This is a genomic window from Ureibacillus sp. FSL E2-3493, from assembly GCF_038077515.1.
GTDB classification, from domain to species: domain Bacteria; phylum Bacillota; class Bacilli; order Bacillales_A; family Planococcaceae; genus Ureibacillus; species Ureibacillus halotolerans.
Genome location: NZ_JBBOPK010000001.1, coordinates 2,035,434 through 2,060,631 on the forward strand (window position 1 = coordinate 2,035,434; position 25,198 = coordinate 2,060,631).

General features: G+C 34.5%; 30 protein-coding genes and 1 riboswitch. Of the genes, 8 read left to right on the top strand and 22 right to left on the bottom strand.

Going from position 1 to position 25,198, the window contains the following annotated elements:
* Positions 1-7: 7 nt before the first annotated feature.
* Together MHH69_RS10415 and MHH69_RS10420 are read right to left on the bottom strand one after the other, a co-directional pair.
* Complete coding sequence (locus MHH69_RS10415; protein WP_341362274.1) at positions 8-952, bottom strand: iron-hydroxamate ABC transporter substrate-binding protein; 945 nt, start codon at positions 950-952, stop codon at positions 8-10.
* Between the two features lie 3 nt (positions 953-955).
* The gene (locus MHH69_RS10420) at positions 956-1,744 is read right to left on the bottom strand and encodes an ABC transporter ATP-binding protein (RefSeq protein WP_122972522.1); all 789 of its coding nucleotides are present in this window, start codon (positions 1,742-1,744) and stop codon (positions 956-958) included.
* Between the two features lie 128 nt (positions 1,745-1,872).
* Here MHH69_RS10420 and MHH69_RS10425 point away from each other — a divergent pair, with 128 nt between their 5' ends.
* A complete protein-coding gene (locus MHH69_RS10425) occupies positions 1,873-2,925 on the top strand; it encodes an NAD(P)/FAD-dependent oxidoreductase (protein WP_122972523.1) in 1,053 nt (350 codons plus the stop codon).
* Between the two features lie 80 nt (positions 2,926-3,005).
* Here the strand turns inward: MHH69_RS10425 and MHH69_RS10430 are convergent, their stop codons facing one another.
* From MHH69_RS10430 to MHH69_RS10455, 6 genes are all read right to left on the bottom strand, one after another.
* Entirely contained in the window at positions 3,006-3,425 is a 420-nt protein-coding gene (locus tag MHH69_RS10430; protein ID WP_341362275.1) for a pyridoxamine 5'-phosphate oxidase family protein, read from the bottom strand.
* Positions 3,426-3,467: 42 nt separating this feature from the next.
* The gene (locus tag MHH69_RS10435; RefSeq protein WP_341362276.1) at positions 3,468-4,379 is read right to left on the bottom strand and encodes a patatin-like phospholipase family protein; all 912 of its coding nucleotides are present in this window, start codon (positions 4,377-4,379) and stop codon (positions 3,468-3,470) included.
* Between the two features lie 140 nt (positions 4,380-4,519).
* Positions 4,520-4,702 carry a hypothetical protein gene (locus tag MHH69_RS10440; protein WP_241559332.1) on the bottom strand — a complete coding sequence of 61 codons (183 nt, stop codon included), beginning with the start codon at positions 4,700-4,702 and terminating at the stop codon, positions 4,520-4,522.
* Positions 4,703-4,790: 88 nt separating this feature from the next.
* Positions 4,791-5,342, bottom strand: coding sequence for a hypothetical protein (locus tag MHH69_RS10445; protein ID WP_341362277.1), 552 nt, complete (start codon positions 5,340-5,342; stop codon positions 4,791-4,793).
* Positions 5,343-5,500: 158 nt separating this feature from the next.
* Positions 5,501-6,106 (bottom strand): superoxide dismutase, encoded by a 606-nt coding sequence (locus MHH69_RS10450; RefSeq protein WP_341362278.1) that lies wholly within the window; start codon positions 6,104-6,106, stop codon positions 5,501-5,503.
* Positions 6,107-6,252: 146 nt separating this feature from the next.
* On the bottom strand, positions 6,253-6,735 hold the full coding sequence (locus MHH69_RS10455) for a DUF456 domain-containing protein (RefSeq protein ID WP_122972528.1): 483 nt from the start codon (positions 6,733-6,735) through the stop codon (positions 6,253-6,255).
* A gap of 154 nt (positions 6,736-6,889) precedes the next feature.
* Between MHH69_RS10455 and MHH69_RS10460 the strand changes: the two genes are divergently transcribed.
* The 5 genes from MHH69_RS10460 (at position 6,890) to MHH69_RS10480 (ending at position 12,460) form a co-directional block, all read left to right on the top strand.
* Positions 6,890-7,399 carry a DUF1189 family protein gene (locus MHH69_RS10460; protein WP_122972529.1) on the top strand — a complete coding sequence of 170 codons (510 nt, stop codon included), beginning with the start codon at positions 6,890-6,892 and terminating at the stop codon, positions 7,397-7,399.
* Positions 7,400-7,450: 51 nt separating this feature from the next.
* Positions 7,451-7,789 (top strand): hypothetical protein, encoded by a 339-nt coding sequence (locus tag MHH69_RS10465; RefSeq protein ID WP_341362279.1) that lies wholly within the window; start codon positions 7,451-7,453, stop codon positions 7,787-7,789.
* A gap of 104 nt (positions 7,790-7,893) precedes the next feature.
* On the top strand, positions 7,894-9,006 hold the full coding sequence (gene ispG / locus MHH69_RS10470) for a flavodoxin-dependent (E)-4-hydroxy-3-methylbut-2-enyl-diphosphate synthase (RefSeq protein ID WP_122972531.1): 1,113 nt from the start codon (positions 7,894-7,896) through the stop codon (positions 9,004-9,006).
* A 9-nt stretch (positions 9,007-9,015) separates the two neighbouring features.
* A complete protein-coding gene (locus MHH69_RS10475; protein WP_122972532.1) occupies positions 9,016-9,594 on the top strand; it encodes a hypothetical protein in 579 nt (192 codons plus the stop codon).
* Positions 9,595-10,306: 712 nt separating this feature from the next.
* Positions 10,307-12,460: a sensor domain-containing phosphodiesterase gene (locus MHH69_RS10480; protein WP_122972533.1), complete on the top strand. Its 2,154-nt coding sequence runs from the start codon at positions 10,307-10,309 to the stop codon at positions 12,458-12,460.
* A gap of 90 nt (positions 12,461-12,550) precedes the next feature.
* On the opposite strand, the gene MHH69_RS10485 is transcribed toward MHH69_RS10480, so the two are convergent.
* A complete protein-coding gene (locus MHH69_RS10485) occupies positions 12,551-13,204 on the bottom strand; it encodes an alpha/beta hydrolase (protein ID WP_341362280.1) in 654 nt (217 codons plus the stop codon).
* A 166-nt stretch (positions 13,205-13,370) separates the two neighbouring features.
* On the opposite strand from MHH69_RS10485, the gene MHH69_RS10490 reads away from it, so the two are divergent.
* Positions 13,371-14,753, top strand: a complete 1,383-nt coding sequence (locus MHH69_RS10490; protein WP_341362281.1) for an L-cystine transporter — start codon at positions 13,371-13,373, stop codon at positions 14,751-14,753.
* Positions 14,754-14,799: 46 nt separating this feature from the next.
* On the opposite strand, the gene MHH69_RS10495 is transcribed toward MHH69_RS10490, so the two are convergent.
* The 11 genes from MHH69_RS10495 to MHH69_RS10545 all read right to left on the bottom strand — a co-directional run bounded on the left by MHH69_RS10495 (position 14,800) and on the right by MHH69_RS10545 (position 22,326).
* Positions 14,800-15,474, bottom strand: a complete 675-nt coding sequence (locus MHH69_RS10495; protein WP_122972535.1) for a hypothetical protein — start codon at positions 15,472-15,474, stop codon at positions 14,800-14,802.
* Positions 15,471-15,965, bottom strand: coding sequence for an ECF transporter S component (locus tag MHH69_RS10500; RefSeq protein ID WP_122972536.1), 495 nt, complete (start codon positions 15,963-15,965; stop codon positions 15,471-15,473). Before MHH69_RS10500 ends, MHH69_RS10495 begins: the two co-directional genes overlap by 4 nt.
* Positions 15,944-16,384 (bottom strand): bifunctional adenosylcobinamide kinase/adenosylcobinamide-phosphate guanylyltransferase, encoded by a 441-nt coding sequence (locus tag MHH69_RS10505; RefSeq protein ID WP_122972537.1) that lies wholly within the window; start codon positions 16,382-16,384, stop codon positions 15,944-15,946. The genes MHH69_RS10500 and MHH69_RS10505 overlap by 22 nt, the downstream gene beginning before the upstream one ends.
* The gene (locus MHH69_RS10510) at positions 16,324-16,935 is read right to left on the bottom strand and encodes a histidine phosphatase family protein (RefSeq protein ID WP_122972538.1); all 612 of its coding nucleotides are present in this window, start codon (positions 16,933-16,935) and stop codon (positions 16,324-16,326) included. The genes MHH69_RS10505 and MHH69_RS10510 overlap by 61 nt, the downstream gene beginning before the upstream one ends.
* Positions 16,908-17,681 (bottom strand): adenosylcobinamide-GDP ribazoletransferase, encoded by a 774-nt coding sequence (gene cobS, locus MHH69_RS10515; RefSeq protein WP_341362282.1) that lies wholly within the window; start codon positions 17,679-17,681, stop codon positions 16,908-16,910. The genes MHH69_RS10510 and cobS overlap by 28 nt, the downstream gene beginning before the upstream one ends.
* 11 nt (positions 17,682-17,692) lie before the next feature.
* Positions 17,693-18,262 carry a bifunctional adenosylcobinamide kinase/adenosylcobinamide-phosphate guanylyltransferase gene (locus tag MHH69_RS10520; RefSeq protein WP_122972540.1) on the bottom strand — a complete coding sequence of 190 codons (570 nt, stop codon included), beginning with the start codon at positions 18,260-18,262 and terminating at the stop codon, positions 17,693-17,695.
* Between the two features lie 132 nt (positions 18,263-18,394).
* A complete protein-coding gene (locus MHH69_RS10525; RefSeq protein ID WP_122972541.1) occupies positions 18,395-19,348 on the bottom strand; it encodes an ABC transporter substrate-binding protein in 954 nt (317 codons plus the stop codon).
* Between the two features lie 2 nt (positions 19,349-19,350).
* The gene (locus MHH69_RS10530) at positions 19,351-19,899 is read right to left on the bottom strand and encodes a hypothetical protein (RefSeq protein WP_122972542.1); all 549 of its coding nucleotides are present in this window, start codon (positions 19,897-19,899) and stop codon (positions 19,351-19,353) included.
* A gap of 149 nt (positions 19,900-20,048) precedes the next feature.
* A riboswitch (cobalamin riboswitch) is annotated at positions 20,049-20,225 on the bottom strand.
* A 60-nt stretch (positions 20,226-20,285) separates the two neighbouring features.
* On the bottom strand, positions 20,286-20,708 hold the full coding sequence (locus tag MHH69_RS10535) for a Fur family transcriptional regulator (RefSeq protein WP_122972543.1): 423 nt from the start codon (positions 20,706-20,708) through the stop codon (positions 20,286-20,288).
* Positions 20,705-21,565, bottom strand: a complete 861-nt coding sequence (locus tag MHH69_RS10540; RefSeq protein WP_122972544.1) for a metal ABC transporter permease — start codon at positions 21,563-21,565, stop codon at positions 20,705-20,707. Before MHH69_RS10540 ends, MHH69_RS10535 begins: the two co-directional genes overlap by 4 nt.
* Before the next feature lie 14 nt (positions 21,566-21,579).
* Entirely contained in the window at positions 21,580-22,326 is a 747-nt protein-coding gene (locus MHH69_RS10545; RefSeq protein ID WP_122972545.1) for a metal ABC transporter ATP-binding protein, read from the bottom strand.
* A gap of 148 nt (positions 22,327-22,474) precedes the next feature.
* On the opposite strand from MHH69_RS10545, the gene MHH69_RS10550 reads away from it, so the two are divergent.
* Positions 22,475-22,717 carry an endonuclease IV gene (locus MHH69_RS10550; RefSeq protein ID WP_122972546.1) on the top strand — a complete coding sequence of 81 codons (243 nt, stop codon included), beginning with the start codon at positions 22,475-22,477 and terminating at the stop codon, positions 22,715-22,717.
* Between the two features lie 30 nt (positions 22,718-22,747).
* Here the strand turns inward: MHH69_RS10550 and dacB are convergent, their stop codons facing one another.
* Both dacB and MHH69_RS10560 read right to left on the bottom strand, forming a co-directional pair.
* Positions 22,748-24,175: a D-alanyl-D-alanine carboxypeptidase/D-alanyl-D-alanine endopeptidase gene (gene dacB, locus MHH69_RS10555; RefSeq protein WP_341362283.1), complete on the bottom strand. Its 1,428-nt coding sequence runs from the start codon at positions 24,173-24,175 to the stop codon at positions 22,748-22,750.
* A gap of 125 nt (positions 24,176-24,300) precedes the next feature.
* Positions 24,301-25,188 carry a deoxyribonuclease IV gene (locus tag MHH69_RS10560; RefSeq protein ID WP_122972548.1) on the bottom strand — a complete coding sequence of 296 codons (888 nt, stop codon included), beginning with the start codon at positions 25,186-25,188 and terminating at the stop codon, positions 24,301-24,303.
* Between the last annotated feature and the right edge of the window lie 10 nt (positions 25,189-25,198).

Consider the following 25,198-nt stretch of genomic DNA (forward strand, 5'->3'; position numbering starts at 1 on the left):
TCTCTAATTAATTATTTCCTAAAAAAGATTCTTCAAAGAATGATAACTGGTAGTCCAATGAAAGGGCATCATTAAAGTAAAATCTTTGACCATCTGCTACAAAAGTGTGACCATTTTTCACTGCGTCAATTTCGTTATACCAATCTGCATCTACAAAGCTCGTATCTTGTCCTTCAGATACTAAGCTCATCACAATATAATCCCCAGCATAATCCCCTAATACTTCTTGGGAGATGGCAAAATATCCTGGTTCTAAAGCGACATCTTGCACCTTTTGTGGCATTTTTAAGCCCATTGCTTGATAAAGTATTTCTGTACCACGGCCCCAATTATCACCGAATAAATAAAATTGTTTTTCATAGTTTTCCACAACGGTAACGGTAGCGTCTTCACCAATTTTAACTTTTATTTTTTCACCTAAATCAGCTGCACGTTTTTTAAAATCTTCAACCCAAGCTGTAGCTTCTGCTTCTTTATTTACCGCTTTACCAACTTCAATATGTTGCTGCAAGTAGTCATACTCTCCATAAGTAAATAAAACCGTTGGTGCAATTTCTTTTAATTTATCAGCATTATTAATATTATCTAAGCCAATAATTAAATCTGGTTCTAATTCAATTATTTTTTCTAAATCTTCGTTTGAAACGACTGGTACATCTTTTAACTGTTCTTCAAAATTAGGATTATTCGCAGACCAAGAGTCAACACCTAAAATATTTACTCCTAGTTGAATCAGATCCCCTGCATATGACGAAAGTACAACAACCCGTTCTGGATTGGCCGGTACTTCTATTGGACCTTTACTTGATTCATATATAATTGTATCTGAAGATGTTTCTGTTTGTTTTTTGTCTTCTGATGAATTTCCGGAATTCTTTTCCCCATCACTACCGCTGCAAGCAGCTAGAGCGAGTACTAAAACAGCAACTAAAGCTAACAACCATTTTTTCATTTTCTATTCTCCTTTAATTAAATCGTAAGTTAAACATATTGGTTTGTTTGTACGAGGATCTTTACCTATGACAGCGTCAATGTTAAACACTTCTTTTAAAACTTCAGTAGTCATTACTTCTTCCGGTGCACCTGCGCGAATAAGATGCCCTTGGGATAGGGCTAATATATAATCAGAAAATCTTGCGGCTTGATTCAAGTCGTGAAGCACCATAACAATTGTTCTACCTTCTTTAACATTCAACATATGTAACAGTTCGAGTACTTCCAATTGATGAGCCATATCTAAATAAGTTGTTGGTTCATCTAAAAAGATAATATCGGTTTCTTGAGCTAACGCCATCGCAATCCATACCCTTTGGCGTTGTCCACCAGATAGGGCATCTACTGCTTTATGTCGAAAATCCTTTGTCCCCGTCACTTCTAGTGCCCAATCGATCATTTCTTTATCCTTTGCCGATAAATTGCCAAATCCTTTTTGATAAGGGAATCTACCATAGGACACTAATTCTTCCACAAGTAAGCCTTGCGCACTTTCGGGACTTTGAGGTAAAATAGCGAGTTGTGTTGCTAATTCCTTCGTTTTCATTTTGCGAATGTTTTTTCCGTCCAGAACAACTTGGCCGCTTTCATGATTGATAATTCGTGTAATCGCCTTTAGTAAAGTTGACTTACCACAACCGTTCGCACCTATTATCGTCGTAATTTTCCCATCAGGAATCGCCATACTTATATCATGGACAATCGTTTGTTCATCATAACCTACACGAATATCCTCCACTTGCAAGCGCACTTTTCTTCACTCCTCTAAATCATGATATTGATAATCATTTTCAACTACGATATAATCATATTTACAGAACTATTAATTGTCAAACAAAATTTTTATTTTTTATATACCCTTCGAATGGAGCGAGAAGTATGAGTGAAATTTTCGATGTGACGATCATCGGTGGTGGCCCTGCTGGATTATATTCAACTTTTTATAGCGGATTGAGAAATATGAAAACAAAATTAATCGAATCTCAAGCCCAATTAGGTGGTAAAGTGTTACTATATCCAGAAAAAATGATATGGGATGTTGGAGGACAACCTCCGATAATGGGAGCACAATTTGTCATTCAATTGATTGAACAAGCGAAAACCTTTCAACCAACTATATTAACAAATACTAAGGTTGACTTTATTGATAAAAACGACAATAATCTTTTTATCATTTCAACCAATGATGGCCAAAAACATTATTCCAAATCAATTATTATGGCCAACGGTGGTGGAATTTACAATCCTCAAAAGTTAGACATCGAAGGTGCGGAGAAATTTGAAATGACTAATCTCCATTACACCGTCCCTTCCTTCAAATTATTTCAACATAAACGGGTATTAATTTCCGGTGGTGGGAATGGTGCAATCGATTGGGCGGTAGAAATGTTAGATATTGCGGATGAAATCATCGTTGTTTATCGAAAGGATCAATTAACTGCCCATGAAGCACAAGTTGCCCTATTACAATCGAATCCAAAAGTTACAATTTTACTAAATACAACGATTGAAAAGTTAATTGCCAATAAAGAAAAAACAAAAGTAAGTGAAGTGGTCTTGAAAAAGCACGATACGGTAGAAGAATTATATCAACCGATTGATCACATTATTGTAAGTCATGGATACAACCGGGATGCTTCTTTACAATTCTCCGATGAAACTTCTTTAAAGTTAAAAGATGATTATTATTATGAGGGCACTGCTACAGGCAAAACATCGAAGGAAGGAATTTTTGCCGCTGGTGACATTTTATCCTACGAAGGAAAAGTAAATTTATTAGTCGGTACGTTCCAGGATGCTGTAAATGCTGTAAATAGTGCAAAAGTTTATATTGATCCGTTAGCTAATAAATTTGAAATGGTTTCTTCCCATAATGAAAAATTCCAAGAAAAAAATCGACAAATTATTCAAGAAATGCTCGTTGAAAAATAATTAGACTACTAAATTAAAGCGGTTGTACCCTATATTAGGATAGCAACCGCTTTATTCGTAGAAATGAGTTCATACTCAAATTAAATTGATACAATTACAGGGTCTTCCCCTTTCGTATTCATTAATTTAATTTGAGTTGGTGTGATTTTTAAAATGGTCATCCTCGGATCATCCCGACCGCTAAACCACGACTTTAATACCCGGTTCCAAATCTTTTCTCGCATCGATTCATCCGTTGAAATCTCTACTTTTCCTTCAATTTCTAAATATTCATCCCCTAGCCCTTTCCCATCATATCCAATTAAAATATGTGTAAAAGGGTTTTTCGATAATTCGTCTACTTTATGGGTATCTTTACTAGTCACCGTATATAAAGTAAAAGAATCATTAAAAAACGTCATATATCGGGAATGGGGTTTATCTCCTTCAATCGTAGCCATCGTACCAACCATATTATCATCCAATATTTTAGTTGCCATTTCTTCTGGAGTCTTTGCCATATTGTTATCTCCTTTTTCCATACTTGTTTTTAGTATGGCTTCTTACACTTTCAATATCCTTGATTCTTTCAATTCTTCTACTTGCCATGTTTCTAAAAATTTAGAAGTTCTTTTCCGGCCTATATCAATTAATGCTTCTTTCGTTTCTTGATCAATATCAAACTGTGTAGCACTATAATTTTCCACTGGAATAAAAATAATATTTTTTTCATCTTTTCTTGAAATATAACGTTCGTCATGGGCATTTTTCATCGTTATAAAAAGAGCTTCAAACAAATGAAAACCATTTTCGATTTCATGAGGTTCCATCTTTTCACTAGGATTACTAAGCTTCAATCCGATTAAAGGTCTTTCTTTATTGCCATTATCAAAAATCCATAGGGGGAAATTGCTTAAAACACCCCCGTCGACAAATATACATTCTCCTTTGTTGTCCTTTAATTTGATTGGTTCGAAGAAAAAAGGAATACCACAGCTCATTCTTAACGCTTTTGAAACAGGGAACGTTTTCCAGTTAATGCCGTAAGAAGCTAAGTCATCGGGTATCACAATCATGCGACCGTTTGTTAAATCAGATGTTACTAATTTTAATGAACCCTTTGGCAGATCATTAAAAGTAATAATGCCCTTTGCGACCAACTTTTTGTAAAACCACTTTTCGAGTGCTTTTCCTTTATACAATCCCATTCGAAAGTAAAGGTTTAGCCATTTTAAAAAAGGAAGAGTACGAGAAAGTTTGGGAGGATCGAGAAGACCTTTTAAATCAAGATCGTCTAATATTTCTTCAATTTCGTTTGCTTGGTATCCCGCAGCAATAAAACAAGCCATAATCGCTCCAGCACTCGTTCCAGCAACTCGTTTGAAGCGATAATTTTGTTCTTCTAACACTTGTAATGCTCCGACATACGCAAATCCTTTAATCCCACCACCTGAGAATACTCCATCAATAAGCATAACTCTCCCCCTTTATTCATTCTTTATACATTATAAGAATGAAAAGAGAGATTTAGAACCTACTATAGCTTTTCCTTCTATATAAAAAAGCATTTGGTATAAAAGGCACTACCTTTTAAAAACCAAATACTTTTTCACCGTTACTTATTTAATCTGGATGGGTTTTGTTTATTATCACGTTCATTATTCTTTTGTTTTTGTTGTTGTTTTTTTGCATGGTCATTTTCTCCTATGACATCAAAATCATCAGGACTTAAATCAAAACCATGTCCGTACTCTTCACGATCCAACGTATTCTTTTTCTTTTTGGACAATTTCTTCACCTCCATCAAGCATAATTTGTACTTGTTACGGCTTAATTATGCTTTTAGAGACAAAAAAGCATGAGGTATAAAACTTCATACTTTTTTATTATTCATGATGCTCATGATGTTCTCTTTCTACTTCACTTGTTGTAAGAGATAGCAAATCAACGACTGTTGTAAAGGCAAGTAGAATAACAATCAATAAGGAAGTAATTGTCACCTTAGTAGGTATGCCTTTAAAGAAATTTTGAACATGATCTTTATTCCATAACCCTGCTGATATAATGCAACTTATCAAATATAAAGAAGTAAAAAATAATAGACTAATGATTTCATTTTCAGTTGTCATTAAACTTAACATTGTACCCATCATCGATCCCATAAAAAGGGCACTTAGGCATTCTAAAACTATTTTTGTTGCCAGTTGATACGTCATGATACTAATGAATAAAAAGCTTAGTAATATCGCAATAATTGTTGAAAATACGATATCCGGTATCCAAAGGGCGACGAGAATGCCGATTAATGTACTTTTTGTCATTGCAACAAACATCGATAAACAACTTGTTAAATGATTTTCTTTATGTTGTCCTCGAAATAGCGAGCCTAATAATAAAGTAAACAAAACGATGCTTATCAAACTAACAAAGGCAATCAACTATTCACTCCATTCATACTCCTATAAACTGTCGCATGTAAATGAATTCAACTTAATGTATTCCTATTAAAAATGAAAAATACATATAAAAACCGCTAATTTCGAGACGAAATTAGCGGTCATCTTACATATCCATTAAAATATTATAATGTCTAATCTTATTTTGCAGCTGCGAATTTTTCAGCTACTACATCCCAGTTTACAACATTCCAGAATGCTGAAATGTAGTCAGGACGACGGTTTTGGTAGTTTAGGTAGTATGCATGTTCCCAAACGTCTAAGCCTAGGATTGGTGTTTTACCTTCCATAACTGGAGAGTCTTGGTTTGGAGTTGAAGTGATTGCTAATTCTCCACCATCAACTACTAACCATGCCCAACCTGAACCAAAACGGCCAGCTGCAGCTTTTGCGAATTCATCTTTGAAAGCATCTAAGCTACCGAATTTAGCGTCAATTGCAGAAGCTAATTCGCCAGTTGGTGTTGAAGATCCACCAGGAGTTAGGATTTCCCAGAATAATGAGTGGTTTGCATGTCCACCACCATTATTACGTACGGCTGTTTGTTTGTCAGCAGGTAGTGCAGCGATATTTGAGATAAGGTCTAAAAGATCTTTACCAGCAAATTCAGTACCTTCAACTGCTGCGTTTAAGTTTGTTACGTATGTGTTATGGTGTTTAGTATGGTGAATTTCCATCGTTTTTGCATCGATATGTGGTTCTAATGCATCGTATGCGTAAGATAATTTTGGTAATTCATAAGCCATTGTGAATTTCCTCCCTCAAAATAAGTAATGTTGATTACATTTCTTAGGTTATCAAAATTGTGTAAACCATTCAATCATTTAACACTGAAGAATTACACATTTCAGCCTTTAGACGGAAATAATGGATTCTTTTAACTTCTATTTTGCTATAAAATAGCGATGATAAAAATAACAATCATAATAATTTGAATGATACCTTTTGTCACCACTGATGTTAAAAATCCGACAAGGGACCCTACTCCAGCTCTCATTGCTTGTTTTAAATCCGTTTTTGTTACAACTAACTCACCAATCACTGCCCCTAAAAAAGGTCCAACTAAAATTCCGACAACTGGAATAATGAAAGGACCTACTAGTAATCCAATTGTACTTCCCCACATCCCTGCTTTTGTACCACCGAATTTTTTGACGCCTATTAAATTCGAAATGGAATCGGCAGCAAATAATAGAACAACAAATAAAATTTCTATTGTCCAAAATAACCAACCGAAATCGGCAAAGGAGTAAAATAATCCATATACTATAAATCCTAATAGTATAAATAGGACAGATGGAATAATCGGGTAAACTAAACCGACAAAAGCAATAATGAAACTAGCAATAATTAATATCCATGCAACAATATCCAAAAATAACATCTCCTATCCAATTACTTATCCACATATACGTTGAAAAAAAGAAAAAGTTTCACGTTATAAGGAACAGAACTTTTCAATAAATTTCTTAACGGTTACTTTAAAGAATGTTTCAATTCATGGTAAACTCTCATATGGAGGAGAAATTATGGTTAAACACTCACAATTATTCATTGATAGTCTAATACATCCAAAAAAATTAGCAGCTTATAGATTATTAACAATTGGTAAAACTATTCAATATGTTTTTCTATTAATAGCTGTCATTTCAATCTTTTCGTTTTCTCAATTTTTATCAGGCGTTTCTGAAAGTATCTATAATATAGAAGGATTAACGGAATATGTCGAAGATATTCAATGGTTACTATATCCTTTTGCCTTTATATTACAGACGATTATGACAACGATTCTATTATTTGTAAAAATTAGCATTTATGCCTTTATTGGCGTTGTGTTACTAAAACTTATGAGTCGTCGAGGAGAATATCGTCATATGTGGCGAACTGCTGCACTAGCCATCACATGGGGGACTCTATTGACAATTCTATTTTCGATCATTCAATTATCCAATTCACTATCTACTTTAATAGAAGCAATCATTACTATTTTTATATTAGCTTTATCATCAATAAAATATCCTAAAATACCTAAAAAATAATAGGCATGAATCCCTCTTCTCTTCATATAGTGAGAGAAAGGAGGGATTTTTTTGAGATTTCTAATCTTTACGGTTGTCTTTTTTCTAGTTGTAACTGTTATTAAAATAGATTTAACAGAAGGCACTGTCCCATTAGCAGCATTCGATAAAAAAAAAGAACAGGCATGTAATGAACAAATTCAAATTAAAAGTATTTCCGTCGTAACAATCGAAGGAGATACTGTTCAAAGTTTATTAGCATCATACCCTTCGGAAGTTGAAATCTCACTTCCTGAGAAAATGGCACAATTTTATGAACTAAATCCCCATTTACAAAAACAAGCTATGGTTCCTGGAGAACTTATTAAAATACCAATCTATGATAAAATAGAGAATGACTGTAGAAAATAAAAAAGTAACGTTTCTTCCTTGTCGTACCTTCACTACACTGCTAAAATAATGTATGTGTGGTACGAGTGCATTAAGATACGTACCTCTAAAAGGAGAGAATCTTCATGAGTGAAATTATTCACCGTTCAAAAACGCGTCCAGTACGTGTAGGTAATTTAACGATTGGTGGTAGTAATGAACTATTCATCCAAAGTATGTGTACAACAAAAACACATGACGTAGAAGCAACTGTAGCAGAAATTTTACGTTTAGAAGAAGCGGGTTGTCAGATCGTTCGTGTCGCAGTACCTGATGAGCGTGCTGCCAATGCGATTGCTGATATTAAAAAACGTATTCATATTCCGTTAGTAGCGGATATTCATTTTAATTATAAGTTGGCTTTAATGGCCATTGAAAATGGGATTGATAAAGTACGTATCAATCCAGGTAACATCGGTCGCCGTGAAAAAGTAGAAGCCGTAGTAAATGCTGCAAAAGCAAAAGGAATTCCAATTCGAATTGGTGTTAACGCTGGTTCCCTAGAGCGCCATATTCTTGAAAAGTATGGGTACCCTACTGCGGATGGAATGGTTGAATCTGCATTACATCATATTAAAATTTTAGAAGACTTAGATTTCCATGATATTATCGTGTCGATGAAAGCTTCCGATGTAAACTTAGCAATTGAAGCTTACGAAAAAGCAGCTCAAGCTTTCGATTATCCATTACATTTAGGTATTACAGAATCAGGAACACTATTCGCTGGTACCGTTAAATCTGCCGCTGGACTTGGTGCTATTTTATCAAAAGGGATTGGTAATACTTTACGTATCTCTTTATCTGCTGATCCAGTTGAGGAAGTAAAAGTTGCCCGCGAATTATTAAAATCATTCGGACTTGCTTCGAATATGGCAACGTTAATTTCTTGTCCAACTTGCGGACGTATTGAAATCGACCTTATTTCCATTGCCAACGAAGTAGAAGAATATATTTCTAAACTAAATGTCCCTTTAAAAGTTGCCGTACTTGGTTGTGCTGTAAACGGTCCTGGTGAAGCCCGTGAAGCTGACATCGGAATTGCTGGTGCCCGTGGAGAAGGCTTGCTATTTATGAAAGGAAAAACGGTTCGTAAAGTACCTGAAGAAACAATGGTAGAAGAACTGAAAAAAGAAATTGATAAATTAGCAGCTGAAATGGCTGAAGAACGAGCAAAAAAAGAAGCCGAATCATTAAGCTAGGAGGTTTCTATGACGTTCAAGCAAAAACCCCGTTTCGGGATTGATATTGATGGTACTGTTACAACGCCAGACACATTGATACCTCATATTAATGAACAATATAAAACGAATATCGTGTTAGATGACGTGATTGAATATGACTTTTTAAGTGCATTTCCTTACCCCGTAGACCGTAACGAATTTTCTAAATGGTTTAAGGAAAATGAAGCATATATGTATTCCGTTAGTGCTATCGCAAAGGATGCTCAAGCTATTTTAACGAATTGGCAGAAACAATATGAACTTTATTACATCTCAGCTCGCCATTCAGACGTATATGATGTTACCCATAAATGGTTTATTGACAACAAAGTACCCTTTCATCATATTGAATTAATAGGTAGTCATGACAAACTTATGGTAGCAAAAAAGCATAATGTGGATGTATTTTTTGAGGATAAGCATGATAATGCCGTGATGCTTGCAGAGGAACTCAATATACCGGTATTATTATTCGATACACCTTATAATCGAAAGCCTATTCCAACAAATGTGATTAGAATTTCTAATTGGAAAGAAGCCAATCATTGGATTCAAAAACACTTTTAAAATAAGTTGTCCCAAAAGTTTCGATAACGACTCTTTTGGGACATTTATTTTGTATAAGTCTTTTCTTGAAGAAGATTACATGTCATCTATACTTCAAGTATTCCCCTCTCCCACCGGTCAACGAAGGTTTCAAACGAAATGCCAAAACGATTATAAATATCATGATAAACAAAATAAATGCCTAATCTCTCCAGTATATCATCGTCAATTTTCATTCTACCTTCCCTTCTAGCAAATATTCATAACACAGCCTGTCTACCACTTACAAAACAAACAAAGCTTTCATTAAAATAAAAATTAGAACGAAATTTGGACGATTGAAATATAAAAAATAAAATATATAAACTGGTAAAGAATAATTTTAATTTAAAATTGGATCAATGTTCATGTTACAAGTAACAAATTACTATTCCATTTAGCGCGACTATTTCATACTAAAACGATTGATTTGAATCCATTTTATTCGATATACAGAAAGAATATGATAAAATTATAAATATACAAATTTATAATATTTGGAAATTATTATAAGATACTACAATCATTTACATAATTTTGTAAAGATATTTACAAATAATAGGAAAAATGCGAATAAAGTAGTGTATTTAATTCAATAAATATAATTTTTCAAACTATTAAAAAATAATTCTGCCCTAGTTCTAATAAATTTGATATACTTTTTTTATACATTTTTCACATCGGGGGAAAGCTCATGTACAATACGATAATGCCTCTTTCAAAGGATGAATTATTACCCTTTCTTTGCAGTATTAGTGAGCAGTATCATACAGGTATAGCAATCATCGATTTAGAAAAGAATGATTTTCCCTTTGTCTATGTTAATAGTGCTTTTTCAACATTGACTGGTTATCATAACGAAGAATTAATCGGTAAAAACATTCGCTCACTTAATGGAATTAAAACGAATTCTGTACTAGAAAAGAATCTTTATAATCAGTTTTCAAAAAAAGTTCCATTTGATCAAAACATCATCCATTATCATAAAGACGGCACAGCATTCTGGAATAACCTTTCTTATCAACCCATTAAAGATTCGAAGGGCACTATTACTTATGCCATGATTCATTGTAAAGATATAACGGAACAAATGTTAAGTAGAATGCTATCTAAACTAGAACATGAAGTTTATATCGAATTAGAAGAAAATGGTGAGCTTAAAGATATCCTTCAACTCATTACAGAAAAAGTAGAACGATTTTATATTCAAGATATCTATTGCGCGATTCACGTACTTCAACAAGATTATCAATTGGATGCTATTGCTAGCGGGACTCTCCCATTATCAATTATTCAATCTATCCATCATAAAAAAATAAGTGAACGGTTGCATTCTGACCAAAATTCAATTATAAAAGATCGTTTAACCGTTCAAGATGCAGAGACAAAAAATTTATTAAGCCAATACAATATTTCAACTTGTTGGTCAAAACCAATTTTTAATCACGAAAAAAAGTTACTTGGCTATTTTTCAATATACATAAAAAACAATTCTATATTAAGAGAAACAGACATGGATTTTTTAAATAAACTTACACCTATTATTGCCCTTTCTATGAAATATGTAGAACAAAAGCAAGATTTAAAACGGCTTGCCTATTTTGATATTAGTACCGGCATTCCTAATTTTAATTATTTTTATACTAATTTAGTAAATTGGCAACAGGAATCCATTGTAGGCTCTATTTTGTTAATTCAACCTAATGAATACTCTAGCATTGTCGATTCCTATGGAAGAAAATTTGGGGATGAATTAATTCGTCAAATAACCAGCCGACTAAAGTCAATGGACGGTATTAACAATGAAATTATTTTTGGACGATTCTCTAGCTCCTCCTTCATTTTAGGCATAAAACAAACGAATCAACATTTAAATGAATTAATATCAGATTTACTACAAGTGACATCTGTTCCTTTTACGATTGCAGGAAGAGAAATTTTTATAACCCTAAGAATTGGTGTTTCTTATTTCGATAAATCTTTATCGGTCGATGAAAGTATTCGCCGCGCAGATATCGCCTTAACAAATGCAAAAAATCATAATGTCGTCGTGTCCTATTTTGAAGCAGAGACGGATGAAAAAATTCAAAGGGAACTCGATATTTTAAATCAACTACGATACGGATTAAAAAATGAAGAATTTACAGTCTATTTGCAACCAAAAATTAATTTAGCTACTTCTGAGTTAGAAGGTTTTGAAGCTTTGGCAAGATGGAATTCCCCAGTATTAGGACAAGTTTCTCCCGTGGAATTTATACGGATTGCAGAGCAAAATGGTAAGATTAATGAAGTCGATAATATAATTTTGAAAAAAGTATTACAATTCCAAAATGAACGACTACAAAAGGGACAAAAAATTGTACCTATCGCCGTAAACATATCGCCCGTTCATTTTTATAGTGATACATTTGTAAATGATTTTATTTCATTAGTGAATAAATATAACATAAGCCCAGATCTAATTCAGGTTGAAGTAACAGAAAGTGTCGAACTATTTGATTATAAAAAGGCAAAGGAAATTCTGTTAGAATTAAAAAAATTAGGTTACGAAAGCGCGATTGATGATTTTGGTGTAGGATTTTCTTCATTAAGTTATTTACAACAGCTTCCTTTTTCTGAAATTAAAATCGACCGAAGTTTTATTAATGATATTAACGATGCCGATATGCATGCAGTTGTAAAAACAATCGTTCAACTTGCTTCCAATTTGAGAATGCATGTTGTAGCAGAAGGAATCGAAACGTCGGAACAGTATGCCATTTTACAAAAAATGGGTTGTTCTACAGGACAAGGCTTTTATTTCCACAAGCCAATGCCCCTTGAAGAGGCAGAAAAACTGCTATATTAAAATTTTTGTAATAAAAAATCTGCTACATTTCTATGGATTAGCGTCATCTAAACCAGAAGAAAAGAGCAGATTTTTTCATCTATAAATTTTTTAATTTACCGGATTGTTTAAGTCTTGAGCAATAAATTCCACTAAATCACGTAGATTGTCTTCTGTTACACCGTGACCATCTGGATATGTTTTATAGATAACTTCCGCACCTTGACTTTGGAAATAATTTTTGCTGCTTTCTCCCCACTGAATTGGGTATACGTAATCATATTCCCCGTGGGATATAAAGATTTTTGTACCAGCAAGCGGAGCTTTATTATATTCAGTGATGACAAAGTCAGGTAAAAACCCGCTTAATGCGACCGTTCCTCGGATCATTTTACCTAGTAAAAGGGTAAGGGTTTCCACTACAACAGCTCCTTGGTTAAATCCAATTAAATAGATTTTGTCCACATTAAGCTCATAATGTTCGATTGCCTCTAATATAAAATTTTGAGTGTACCCCATCATTTTATCAAAAACTTCTCGAGTTGGTTTCTCCTCTTCTTCAAATGTATAAAAGGCATATCCAGGTGAATGGGTAATTGGCCCTCTTAAACTAAAGATATGACAGTGGTCTTTTATTTCACCAACTAATTGTATTAAATCATCCTCATTGCTTCCTAATCCGTGAAATAAAAAGATGGCAGGTTGACGGCTGTCACCGTTATTCATCATAGGTGGTATATGTTTAAAAGTATATGGTGAATTCATATTTTCAATCCTTTCTCCAAACAAACGTCTATTCAACATTGTATCAAATATTGAATAAAAATGTTTCATTTTAAAGCAAATGTTCGGAATGATTCATCGTGCATAAAAATCTCGAAGTTCCCCAATATAAGCATACATGTAATTGGTTATTTAGGAGGAGGTACAGTTGACATTTATCATCTTTACTAATGTTGCTATTTTTATCGTGCTATTAGCATTCTTATATATTTTAAATAAAAAGCATGTTAAATTTTCCAATCGGGTATTTGCCGGATTAGGTTTAGGCATTCTTTTTGGGCTTGTTTTACAAGTTATATTTGGTGCGACATCGGACATAATTGCTGGATCAGTTGCGTGGTTTAATATTGTTGGTACCGGTTATGTAAAGCTACTTCAAATGGTTGCAATGCCACTTGTTTTCATTTCCATTTTATCTGCCTTTTCTAAATTAAAATTAGGAAGTAATCTCGGAAAAATCGCAGGTCTGATTTTATTATTATTAATTGGAACGACTGCAATTGCTGCAACAGTTGGAATCATTTCAGCCACTTTATTTGATTTAGACGCATCCCAATTAGTGCACGGTGAAGAAGAAAGGGAACGAGGCGCGACTTTAGAAGAAAAAGTAACAGAAGTTTCAACTTTACCTGAACAAATCGTAGAGTTAATACCTGCAAATCCATTTCTAGACTTAACGGGCGCCCGCTCCACTTCCACTATCGCTGTCGTAATTTTTGCTGCATTTTTAGGATTTTCTTATTTAAGAATTGTACGCAAAGAACGGGAAACATCCAAAACGATTAAAAAAGCAATTGATGGGATTTATTCATTAATAATGGGCGTTGTTACAATTGTTTTACGATTAACGCCATACGGAATAATGGCTATCATGGCTAGAACCGTTGCAACAAGCGACTTCGGTGCCATTTATAATTTAGGTAAATTTGTTATCGCCTCTTACATTGCCTTAATCACTGTATTTATTATTCATTTAATCATTATTTTACTTTCCGGTTTAAGTCCTATTATTTACATTAAAAAAGCGATGGAAACATTATTGTTCGCCTTTACTTCTCGCTCTAGTGCAGGTACGTTACCATTGAACTTGAAAACCCAAGTGGAACGTTTTGGGGTACCTGAAGGAATTGCAAACTTCGCCAGCTCCTTTGGATTATCAATTGGACAAAACGGTTGTGCAGGTGTATACCCTGCAATGCTTGCCATTATGATTGCCCCTACTGTCGGAATTGACCCATTAGATATACGATTTATTATTACAGTTATCGTTGTAGTAGCGATAAGTTCCTTCGGAGTCGCCGGTGTCGGTGGAGGAGCAACCTTTGCCGCGATTATCGTCCTTTCTGCCCTTGATTTACCCGTTGCTCTAGCCGGTGTTTTAATTTCCGTTGAACCATTAATTGATATGGGGCGTACTGCTTTAAATGTCAGTGGTTCAATGGTTGCTGGGATAACAACTTCAAGAATAACAGGTGAAATCAATAAGGACGTTTATAATAATCCGAAAATGAAAGAATTAGGTGAATCGTAGAAGACTTCCCTTCAACATTGCTTGAGGGGACGTTTTTTTATTGTTATTACGTAATGATTAGTTTTTCATATGGTGTCGTTAATCGTTCATTTAAATGGTTCTCTTCATTTTTCTTCACGGCAACAATAACGGACGTTGATGGACCACTTGTTTTATGTAATGGAAGGGAGCATGTTACCTCTTTTCCCGGAAAAATTCTCTCTAGTTCTGCCTGGATTCCCTTCGATCCAACTGGCCATACTTGCTTTATAATTCCCCTTTTTAATAATTGATACAATTCCTTTAGTTTAGCAACATGTTTCTCTTCATCAATGACTTCTGGTCCAACTAAAGGCTTTCCTATTACATACCAGTCACAATTTTTAGTGTCCAGATCAAATTGAATCTTTCCAATCATCATTAAACTTAACCCAGATTGCAACGATTGAAAATTCGATTCTGTAGAGCCTTTTATAGGCGGCATCGTATCCTCTATTTCATCAAATGCCCTTTTAATCCCTTTTATGTAATCATCCCAAGCTGCATCACTTGTGAAATTGGCCATGAATATATTGGAAGGATGAGCCCCTGCACACCATTGCTCTATTAATGCAACACGAGTTGTGTAATAAGCCGTCACCTCATTTGTCGCATAGACTACATCCAATTGTTTTTCCCCAATACAGCCTGAATTGTCCATCGTCACTACTGTATTTTCGTCTACTTTACTTGCATTTCTCATTTATGTATCCTTCTTCCTTTTATAACTTTAGTTAAAATAGGCATTGTAACTATCGCAATGATTACATTTACTATAGTTGCAATGATTAAGCTAGGTAAAATACCGATAAAGAAAGATGGTGAGATAAGGAAATAGAAAGGAAAAGCAGAGAGAATGCCATTGGCAATAATTAAAAACATCCACTTCAAAACTTTAAATCCATTTTTATGTAAAAGATTAAATAAATAGACAATCACAAACATTTCTACTGCTATTAGCCCATGAAAAGGGCCAGAAGGGAATCCTGAAGTGATTGCTGTCGCGAGATGACCAATAGCACCAGCAAAACCCGAATATAATGGTGGTAGAAACACAACGCTAATAAAGGCTGGTGCAGAATCTAAAGCAGCGGACGTAATGATACCAGGTACTTTTATTAAACTGCCAATCCCACATAATGCAGCAATTAATGCCGTTAGAACAACAAGGGTTAAATGATGCTTTTTCTCCATGTCCAATCTTCACCTTTCAACAACTGTGGGATGCCATACCAAATTCGAATGACACTTTCACCTTCTGCAAATAATTTCTGATACAATCTTCCACATGTATCTCGCAATTTTCTCTCTTCTCTTTGAAGTGGAACAATGCCCCTTCCTATATCTGTACAAATACAAATAACATTTGTTTCTTTATCTAACTTCAATAGTTCATCGTAAATGCGAGCAGCAATTTGTTCTTCGTCTAAATCCATGTGCTGAAAAATAATTTTTTCAAAACTTCCAATGACAATAGCTTCATCTTTCGTATAGCTACGCTCCGATGGAATATTTCCTTCAAAGAAATAATAGTTTTGAAGGGGACTATTTTTTAGTTTGTCGATGACAAATTTTCTTTTTCCATTATAGGCACCACCAATAATGATTCGCATCTTCTCCCCTCCTTCACATCTTCTATTTGAGCCCAACTTAATGTATAAATTGTTCTATGGGTAACAACAAGCTGTTGAAAGCTTTCAACCTTTGGAGAAAATAAGGATAAGATAGTCCGAATAACCCCACCGTGAACAATGAAAGTAAATTGTCCATTTTGACAAACAATTTGTTGAAAACTTTTAAGAACTCTTTTTTTAAAAGCCAAAAAGTTTTCACCATTTGGAGGCGTAATGACCGTTGGCTCTTCTATCCACGTTCGGTAGGTCGAATTTTCTTTTAATTGCTCATATGTTTTCATTTCAAAGTCGCCAAAATAAATTTCCCTTAAATTTTTATCGGAACGGTATTTTGCTTTAGGAAAATAAAGTTGAGCCGTCTCCATACACCGTTTTAAATCACTTCCAAACACTTCACTTGTTTGAATCGGAACATCAAAATGTTGTCTTTTTGTGATAATCGATTCATCCGTCCAACCAACATATTTTCTTTTTACATTTCCGTCTGTTTTTTCATGACGGATTAAATGAACAATAACACCATTCCCCATAGGAATACCTCCATCCCTTCGCATAAGGCACCTAATAAATCCCCCGTCATGCCTCCGAAATTTTTCATCGTCCATTTTCGGTAAATGAAAACAAACAGTACCATAGAGATAAATATTAGAAATGCTACATTGTTAAAAAGATAGAAAGTCAATGTGCAAAATAGGACTGTATAGAAGATAAGGGCAATCCAAATCTTTTTCACATTCACTTTGGATTTAAAATAAACGGCCAATCCTTCTTCTTTCCCATTAGGGCTTGTTAAGAAAAATAGTAATAGAGCTATTCTACTTAAAAAAGGAATGACGAATAAAAACAACATAAAAATGCTATTTCCTTGATAAATAATTTCATATATAAAACCGACTTTTAAAAGGATTAAAACAAATAAACTGATGGCACCAAAGGCTCCTACACGAGAATCGTCCAAAATAGCAAGTCTTCTTTTTTGATCTTGGTAGGAAAAATAAGCATCGCTCATATCAATCCAACCATCTAAATGGAGACCGCCAGTCATAATAATTCCTGCTACTACTAGAATAATAGCCAATAACAAGGGGGAAAACTGAAAAAATGCATCGTTCAGTATTATTATAATGCTAAGGGAAGTTCCCATTAAAACACCTAATAACGGCAAAAAGTAAAACATGGCAGATATAGTTTTTTCATTCATAGTCAACTGTTTACGAATAGGGAAAGAAGAAAAAAATTGAAATGATAATAGAAGTCCAATCAAATGATGTTTCATAGTTCTCCTCCCTACTTCCAACGTTTCCTTAAACTATAGTCCATTTCGTATGCTTCGTCACACTTTTCAACAATCCATTGATGCATTTTCCCTAATAGGGAGCAATATCGATTCACTTCTGAAAACTTAGATTGAGCTTCATCCAATAATTCATTTGATACAAGCAATAAAATACAATCATTTACTTCTTTCCATTTTAGTACTTGTTCCTTTAACGCTTGTATATATCGGTTTATTTCATGTGTCCTTGCCTCTCCATTTAATAACTCCGTTTTATAGAGCACATTATTTAACCAAGTAGTAAGACAATCCCACACAACGATAGGATGTTCTGCAAACAACTCGTCATTAAATACTAAGTCATCTACAATTTCAATTGTTTCCCATTGAACGGAAGAGTTGAATCGATCTTGTTGATGACGTTTAATTCGTTCTGCCATCTCCTCATCAATTGCTACCCCAGATGCAATATAAAGTAGACGCTTTCGGTCATAGATTTGAAAAAGTTGCTTCGCATAACGTTCTGCGAAGGCACTTTTCCCACTACGAACACCGCCAGTAATAAAAATGATTTTCCCCATAAATAGCTCCTCGAAAAAATTCACAAAATAAATACGTTCTTTCCCTTATTAACCATATCAAATAAAATAAAAAAAATCTGCTATCTTTCTACGGCTAAGCATCGTAGTCATCAAGCAGATTTATTTACTTAATTATTCATTAAATAATTCTGGGTAAATCGTTTGGGCAATCATTTCAACTGCTTCACCGATACGTGGTCCTGGACGATCCATAATATCCGCATTTAATAGATACACTTCTTTATTTTGAACTGCTGAAATTGTAGACCATCCTTCTCTAGCTAATATTTCACCCTTTGGATCTTCTATATAATTTACCGTCGAAACAATCGCTTCAGGATTTCTTGTAATTAGATCTTCTTCTGTTACTGCAAACCATCCTTGTTGATCAGCATAAATATTTTCCACACCTGCTGCCTCAATCATTTCTTGTTGGAATGTACCAGAACCGATAGACCAAATGTCTGGAGCTGGTGAAATTTCAAAATAAACTTTTTTCTTTTGTTCAATCGACTTTGTTTTTTCTTGAACAGCTGCAATTTGAGATTGAATATCTTCTACAACTTGTTTTCCTTCTTCTTCCACTCCCATTACTTCAGCCATTTGTTCGATATCACCATAAACATCGTTAATAGAAGTTGCTGATTGAATAACGAATACTTTAAGTCCTGCGCTTTCCAATTGGTCAATTTGAGCTTCTTCTCCAGTTGTATAAGCAAATACGACATCTGGATTTAATTCAATAATACGTTCCGTATTTACTGTCATGGAATCTGTTACACGTTCGATTTTTAAAGCTTCCTCCGGATATGTATCATATTCCGATGCTCCAATAATTTGATCCCCTACACCTAGCTCGAATAAAATTTCTGTATTACTTGGTTGTAGAGAAACGATTTTTTCAGGGACTTCTTCAAAAGTTACTTCTTGTCCACGGTCATCTACTACTGTATAGGGACCACTTTCTTCCGTACTGTTTGTTTTTGAATCTGTATCATTCGTTGCTTTTTGTTCCCCATCAGAACAACCAACTAATAGCAATGAGATGGCAAGTGGTGCCATCCACTTCTTGTTGAAAAATTTCATCGTCACACTTCCTCTTTTTTTCTTTTTTTATTAGGATAGGATTTACTTATAAATGGGACTTCTTCAATACCATGCATTTTATTTGTATAAACAGCCATGACAAAAAATACATTGGCTAGTAGCCCTAAATAATTAAATAGTATTTCCGGTACTTCCCTCTCCTCACTTACTTTATGAAGAGCCCGGTAAGATTTTTTCGCTTCGCTACGACAAATATGTAAAAATGTTGCAGCTAGACACCCCTGAGGCAGTAAAAATTGCTTTATCTCTTCCCCCACTTGTTCAACATAAAAATCATATCGACTGCTTAACCAACTTAAATCTTCTTCTGTTACCGATAACTTCCCACGAACTGATCCATTTACGTGATAGGCCATCGGATGGAGTTTGTGCAAATCATCTAAAACAACTCGGCAATTCTCCTCTTCTTGCAACAAAGGCAATACTACCCCTATTTTTGTTGTAAGAGAATCAGTTCGAATCTCGAAGTCAACTAGACAACTTTTCTCCCTCATAAATGGATAACAGCTGTAACGGCTATCTTTTCGAATAGGAACACCCCTTTCTTAGTGATAACATCCCTTCGGATAGGAAAGCATGGCAATAAAAAAGCCAACCGAGAACGGATGGCATAAATTACAATATAGAACAAAAAAATTATAAAATAATGCCGCACATTCTCTTTAGTTCCGAAGAGGTTTGTTACGATCAGAAAAAGATAGGTCTCCTGGCTCGTGTTTATCGTTTCAAGAGCCTTCCCATCCCTTTAGACAGTGGCATTTTCTTGAAACAAACACATACAGTTGCGGACACAGCTTCGGCATCTCACCGAATTCCCTATTAAGCGTATCATCGCATCTTTTTCCTGCAAACGTATTCACTTAATTGCAATGTATCATATTTTCCCAAATAAATGAACAGTAATTTTTAAAGGAAGTTAAACGGTTTCATGTACACAATTTTGGCATTTCCCGTAAATCTCAAATTTATGGGATTCGATCGCACAATCTGGCAATTTCTCTTGTATCATTTCCATTGGACAAACAGAAATTTCCTTCACTTTTCCACACTCCATACATATAAAATGATGATGATGGTGTTCTGATTCACAATGCATTCGGAAATTTCTTTCGCCATTTAGCTCGGTTTCTTCTAATATGCCAAGATTAACAAAAGTAGCTAAATTTCGGTAAATTGTATCAAAACTCATTCCCGGGAAATCCTTTTTCAATACAGAAAGGAGATCTCGAGCAGTTAAATACTTATCCGTATCTTCAAACATATTCAAAATTAGCTCACGTTTATCTGTTTTTTTATAACCGTTATCTTTTAAAATTTCCCATGCTCTCGTAATATTCATTTAACTGCTCCCCTTCCTTGCTTTAAATGTAGAATGATCTTTTTTGTTATTATAACAATTAATAGGATAAGTATAGAAGTAACAACAATCGTTCCACCGGGTGCTAGGTTTAAATAAAAGGCACTGACCAATCCGATAATCACAGCAGCTTCCCCAAACAAAATGGAATAAATGATTGTTTGTTTAAAGCCCCGTGCTATTCGCATACTTGCCGCAACTGGAAGAGTAATTAAAGAAGAAACTAATAGTATACCGACAATTCGCATACTTGCTGCGATGACTAACGCCACAACAATCATAAATAAAAAGTGAATCCATTTTGCGGGTAGGCCACTCGCATTGGCATATTCCTCATCAAAGGATAAAACGAACATTTCTTTGAAAAAAGCAAATAAAAATAAAAAGACAACGATCGCAATACCGATGACAACCCATAAATCTTGTCTAGAAACAGCCGAAACAGAGCCAAATAAATAGCTCATTAAATCTGTATTAAAGCCACTAGCTAATGAAATAAAAATGGCGCTAAGACCAATTCCCCCCGACATAATAATCGGTATGGCAAGCTCTTCATAATGTTTATAAAGTCTACGTAATCGTTCAATTAAAATGGATCCACTAACCGATGCAATAATTCCTAAATAAATTGGATTTAATAATGCAAAGGCAGTGAAAGTTTGACTTAAATATAAACTTCCTGCAATTCCCGCTAATGTCACATGGGACAATGCATCCGCAATAAGGGACATTCTTCTTACAACAATAAATACACCTAATACCGGTGCAATCACTCCAATAATTAGCCCTGAGAAAAAGGCATTTTGTAAAAATTCATAGTTTAAAATTGCTTCAATCATTTGCCTTCTCCTCTTTAATGAATCTTTCGAACCGCATGGCCATACCAATTATCCAATTGATTTTGTGAAATCGTATCAAAATCCTCTTTATATCCATGGAAATGGATCGTTTGGTTTAAACAAGCTACATGGCTAATACGGTTGGAAACGGTATCGACATCATGGGTAACTAAAATAATTGTTTTATTTTGTTCCTCGTTTAAAGTTGCTAACATATCATAAAATGATTGGACATTTTCATGATCGATTCCGACAGTCGGTTCATCTAAAATTAAAATTTTCGGGTTAGAAATCAATGCTCTAGCAATAAACACCCGTTGTTGTTGACCACCTGAAAGTTGGCCGATATTACGGGAGCGGAACGCTTCCATTCCAACGGATTTCAATGCTTCCTCTACTTTTAAGTCAACATCTTTTGGCATTCGTTTAAATAACCCAACTTTTTTTGTTAATCCACTTTTTACGACTTCTTCTACTGTTGCTGGGAAGCCTGAATTAAATGCATTGGATTTTTGAGAAACATAGCCAATCCATTCCCTTTGACGAAAGGCATCAATGGGTTGCCCGAACAATTGAATTTCTCCTGTCATCGGTTTCAATAATCCTAGCAATAATTTTAATAGAGTGGATTTACCTGAACCATTCGGACCAAGTATCGCCAGAAATGCCCCTTCATCCACTTTAAACGATATGTTTTTTAATACTTGTGTATATTCATATTGAAAAGACACGTTTTTCATTTCAATCAATGTTTGACTCATTTTTCCTCTTCTTTCTAATTCATAATCATTACGATTTACAATTTGTTAGTATAGTCTATTCATTGCTAAATGTAAAGGGAACAATCTTAAAAAGAAATACAAAGATCCCTTTAACGAATACATCCATTATTAGAAAGGAATGTCATCTTTGAAACAAGTTGAATTTATTGAACAGTTTTTAACAAAATCGGATAAAGAGATTGTGAAATTCGCAAGACAATACGATATTGATTTAACCTTGGAGGAAGTGCAACGTTTAAGACCGCTTTCCCAAAAAGCTTCTATTACATGGCTTATTACAGGTATCCCCAACTCTTTTTTAAAGGAAGTCGAAAGTATTATTGGAAAGAAAAAATTAAAAAAACTTCTAAAATATTTAGAGAACTATTGAAAAAGAGAGGTTTCCAAATGGGAACCTCTCTTAATAATCCTTAATGATTTGTTTCACGACTTCATCAATAGCAGAAAGCATAACGGCTGTTTGATGTTGGGTCATAATTGCAAAGGCATATGTTTTCCCACTATTTGCTTTGACATATCCAGCTAACGTATAGACACCTGTAATGTGTCCCGTTTTGGCAATGACACGATTTTCGTATATCCCTTCGTTAAATCGATTTTTTAAAGATCCCCCAATTAATCGATCGGATTGTCCCCCAATTGGTAAACTTTTATATAAAATGTTAAACTGGGGCTCCATTTGAATATTCGTTAACAAATGGGTTAATTCGTTAGCTGATACGCGATTATTATGGGACATGCCCGAACCGTCTTCTAACGTCCATTGTTCCATATCGAGTCCTAGTAGCGCACCGTATTCTTGTAGTGCTTTTATTCCCTCTTTAAGATGCCCCTTCCCATTCACTTCCCTACCTATTGTTTTCACTAAAATATCAGCAATACTATTATTACTTAATTTTAAAAAGGGAATCATTAAAGATTTTAATGATAACGAATGTTTAACAAATATCGATTGAGCATCCTTTGGAACTTTATTACGCTTAATTTCTGTATTGTTTGAAAGGGTGATACCAAATTCCTCTAATGTTGTTTTTAAAACTTGTAATGTATTGATGGTCGGATCATAAAAGGTTACCCAATCTTTAAAAGTAGTATTAACCGGAATATTGCCAGTAATGATAATTTTATTTGTTCCATATTGCCGTTCAATTTCAATCGTGTTCCTTTGATTTTGTTGAACCGTTACAGCCTCATTTTGAATGTCCATTCCACTAACCTTTGGATCAGCCACAATGTTAGGGGGCCCACCGACTTTAGTTGGAGTGACATGAATAATCATCGTTCCTGCATCGTAATCATTATCCGGTGATAGTGTAAGGGCTGTAGTTCTTGCAGCAAAATAGTAGCTTTCATCTTCCTTCGAAATACCCGGCGTTAACTGTTCGCCAACAAATAACGAATCATCTCCATAAAGATTTCCATTAATTTGTTCAATTCCGTGATGCTTTAATATACTAGCAAAGGTTATAAAATCTTTCTTTTGAAGTGTAGGATCCCCTTCCCCTTTAATATAAACATCTCCATTGAACACATTTCCTTTTTGCTTCCCATGAATCGAAAACTCTGTACGAAACCGATAATCAGAACCGAGCATATCGAGGGCTGCAGCTGCTGTTAACAATTTTAATGTGGAGGCAGGTTTCATAGCTACATCACCATTGTTGTCATATAGCAATTCTCCATTGTTTAAAGCCCTCAATGAAACACTTATATTTTCATTACCTAATTGGTTCAAAACTGTATTGTCTAAACTAGAGGCTTTTACTAAAGGAACATGATTTAAAAATAAGAACAACGCAACAATTGAAATCAGTAATTTCTTTTTCATCCATTCCTCCCATGGGTAATTGCAATAGAATTTTTACTTTTACTAGTTTATTCAATTGGACCTACTTCTAAGCTAAAGAATAAAAAAAGTAGATAACTTTATATGAAAAGTCATCTACTTTATAACTAACCTTTTAATGCTTCAATTTCTTCAGGTTTATAATTACCTGATCTTAACATTTCAATTTCAAATAAATAAGGGGCTTTTTTATTTTTTGAATCCGTTCCTACCCAAGGTGTTTCTAAAATTTTTGGAACATCTTTAAATTTTTCATGGTGAACAATGCGATGGAGGGCCTCAAATCCAATATGGCCAAAACCGATATTTTCATGGCGATCTTTTGCCGCTCCACATACATTTTTACTATCGTTTATATGAACAACTTTAATACGATCAATACCAATTAATCGATCAAATTGCTCTAGTACACCGTCAAAGTCATTAATAATATCATAGCCTGCATCATGGGTATGACAAGTATCAAAACAAACGGATAGACGATCATTATTTTTTACTCCGTCAAATATTTGAGCTAATTCTTCAAAGGTTCTACCAATTTCAGAACCTTTTCCAGCCATCGTTTCCAGTGCGATTTGTACAGGATGATCCGTTGCCAATACTTCATTTAATCCTTCAATAATTTTCGCAATACCAGCTTCCGCTCCTGCACCGACATGGGCACCTGGATGTAACACAATTTGTGTTGCACCGATCGCAGCAGTACGTTCAATTTCCTTTTGCAAAAACTCTACGCCTAATGCAAAAGTTTCAGGTTTTGTCGTATTCGCAATATTGATAATATATGGTGCATGAACAACAATATTGGAAAGACCATGTTCCTTCATATGTGCTAGTCCTGCTTCTATATTTAATTCTTCAATCGGTTTACGGCGAGTGTTTTGAGGTGCACCAGTATAAATCATAAAGGTTGATGCACCATAAGAGGCAGCTTCTTTACTTGATGCAAGAAGCATCTCTTTTCCACTCATTGAAACGTGTGAACCTATCAACATTCTCAAATTC

Excerpts from the sequence above, each read along its gene's own strand:
- MHH69_RS10415 (WP_341362274.1), bottom strand. The coding sequence starts at position 952 with ATGAAAAAATGGTTGTTAGCTTTAGTTGCTGTTTTAGTACTCGCTCTA.
- MHH69_RS10425 (WP_122972523.1), top strand. The coding sequence starts at position 1,873 with ATGAGTGAAATTTTCGATGTGACGATCATCGGTGGTGGCCCTGCTGGA.
- MHH69_RS10430 (WP_341362275.1), bottom strand. The coding sequence starts at position 3,425 with ATGGCAAAGACTCCAGAAGAAATGGCAACTAAAATATTGGATGATAAT.
- MHH69_RS10435 (WP_341362276.1), bottom strand. The coding sequence starts at position 4,379 with ATGCTTATTGATGGAGTATTCTCAGGTGGTGGGATTAAAGGATTTGCG.
- MHH69_RS10450 (WP_341362278.1), bottom strand. The coding sequence starts at position 6,106 with ATGGCTTATGAATTACCAAAATTATCTTACGCATACGATGCATTAGAA.
- MHH69_RS10460 (WP_122972529.1), top strand. The coding sequence starts at position 6,890 with ATGGTTAAACACTCACAATTATTCATTGATAGTCTAATACATCCAAAA.
- ispG (WP_122972531.1), top strand. The coding sequence starts at position 7,894 with ATGAGTGAAATTATTCACCGTTCAAAAACGCGTCCAGTACGTGTAGGT.
- MHH69_RS10475 (WP_122972532.1), top strand. The coding sequence starts at position 9,016 with ATGACGTTCAAGCAAAAACCCCGTTTCGGGATTGATATTGATGGTACT.
- MHH69_RS10480 (WP_122972533.1), top strand. The coding sequence starts at position 10,307 with ATGTACAATACGATAATGCCTCTTTCAAAGGATGAATTATTACCCTTT.
- MHH69_RS10485 (WP_341362280.1), bottom strand. The coding sequence starts at position 13,204 with ATGAATTCACCATATACTTTTAAACATATACCACCTATGATGAATAAC.
- MHH69_RS10495 (WP_122972535.1), bottom strand. The coding sequence starts at position 15,474 with ATGAGAAATGCAAGTAAAGTAGACGAAAATACAGTAGTGACGATGGAC.
- MHH69_RS10500 (WP_122972536.1), bottom strand. The coding sequence starts at position 15,965 with ATGGAGAAAAAGCATCATTTAACCCTTGTTGTTCTAACGGCATTAATT.
- MHH69_RS10505 (WP_122972537.1), bottom strand. The coding sequence starts at position 16,384 with ATGCGAATCATTATTGGTGGTGCCTATAATGGAAAAAGAAAATTTGTC.
- MHH69_RS10510 (WP_122972538.1), bottom strand. The coding sequence starts at position 16,935 with ATGGGGAATGGTGTTATTGTTCATTTAATCCGTCATGAAAAAACAGAC.
- cobS (WP_341362282.1), bottom strand. The coding sequence starts at position 17,681 with ATGAAACATCATTTGATTGGACTTCTATTATCATTTCAATTTTTTTCT.
- MHH69_RS10520 (WP_122972540.1), bottom strand. The coding sequence starts at position 18,262 with ATGGGGAAAATCATTTTTATTACTGGCGGTGTTCGTAGTGGGAAAAGT.
- MHH69_RS10525 (WP_122972541.1), bottom strand. The coding sequence starts at position 19,348 with ATGAAATTTTTCAACAAGAAGTGGATGGCACCACTTGCCATCTCATTG.
- MHH69_RS10535 (WP_122972543.1), bottom strand. The coding sequence starts at position 20,708 with ATGAATATTACGAGAGCATGGGAAATTTTAAAAGATAACGGTTATAAA.
- MHH69_RS10540 (WP_122972544.1), bottom strand. The coding sequence starts at position 21,565 with ATGATTGAAGCAATTTTAAACTATGAATTTTTACAAAATGCCTTTTTC.
- MHH69_RS10545 (WP_122972545.1), bottom strand. The coding sequence starts at position 22,326 with ATGAGTCAAACATTGATTGAAATGAAAAACGTGTCTTTTCAATATGAA.
- dacB (WP_341362283.1), bottom strand. The coding sequence starts at position 24,175 with ATGAAAAAGAAATTACTGATTTCAATTGTTGCGTTGTTCTTATTTTTA.
- MHH69_RS10560 (WP_122972548.1), bottom strand. The coding sequence starts at position 25,188 with ATGTTGATAGGTTCACACGTTTCAATGAGTGGAAAAGAGATGCTTCTT.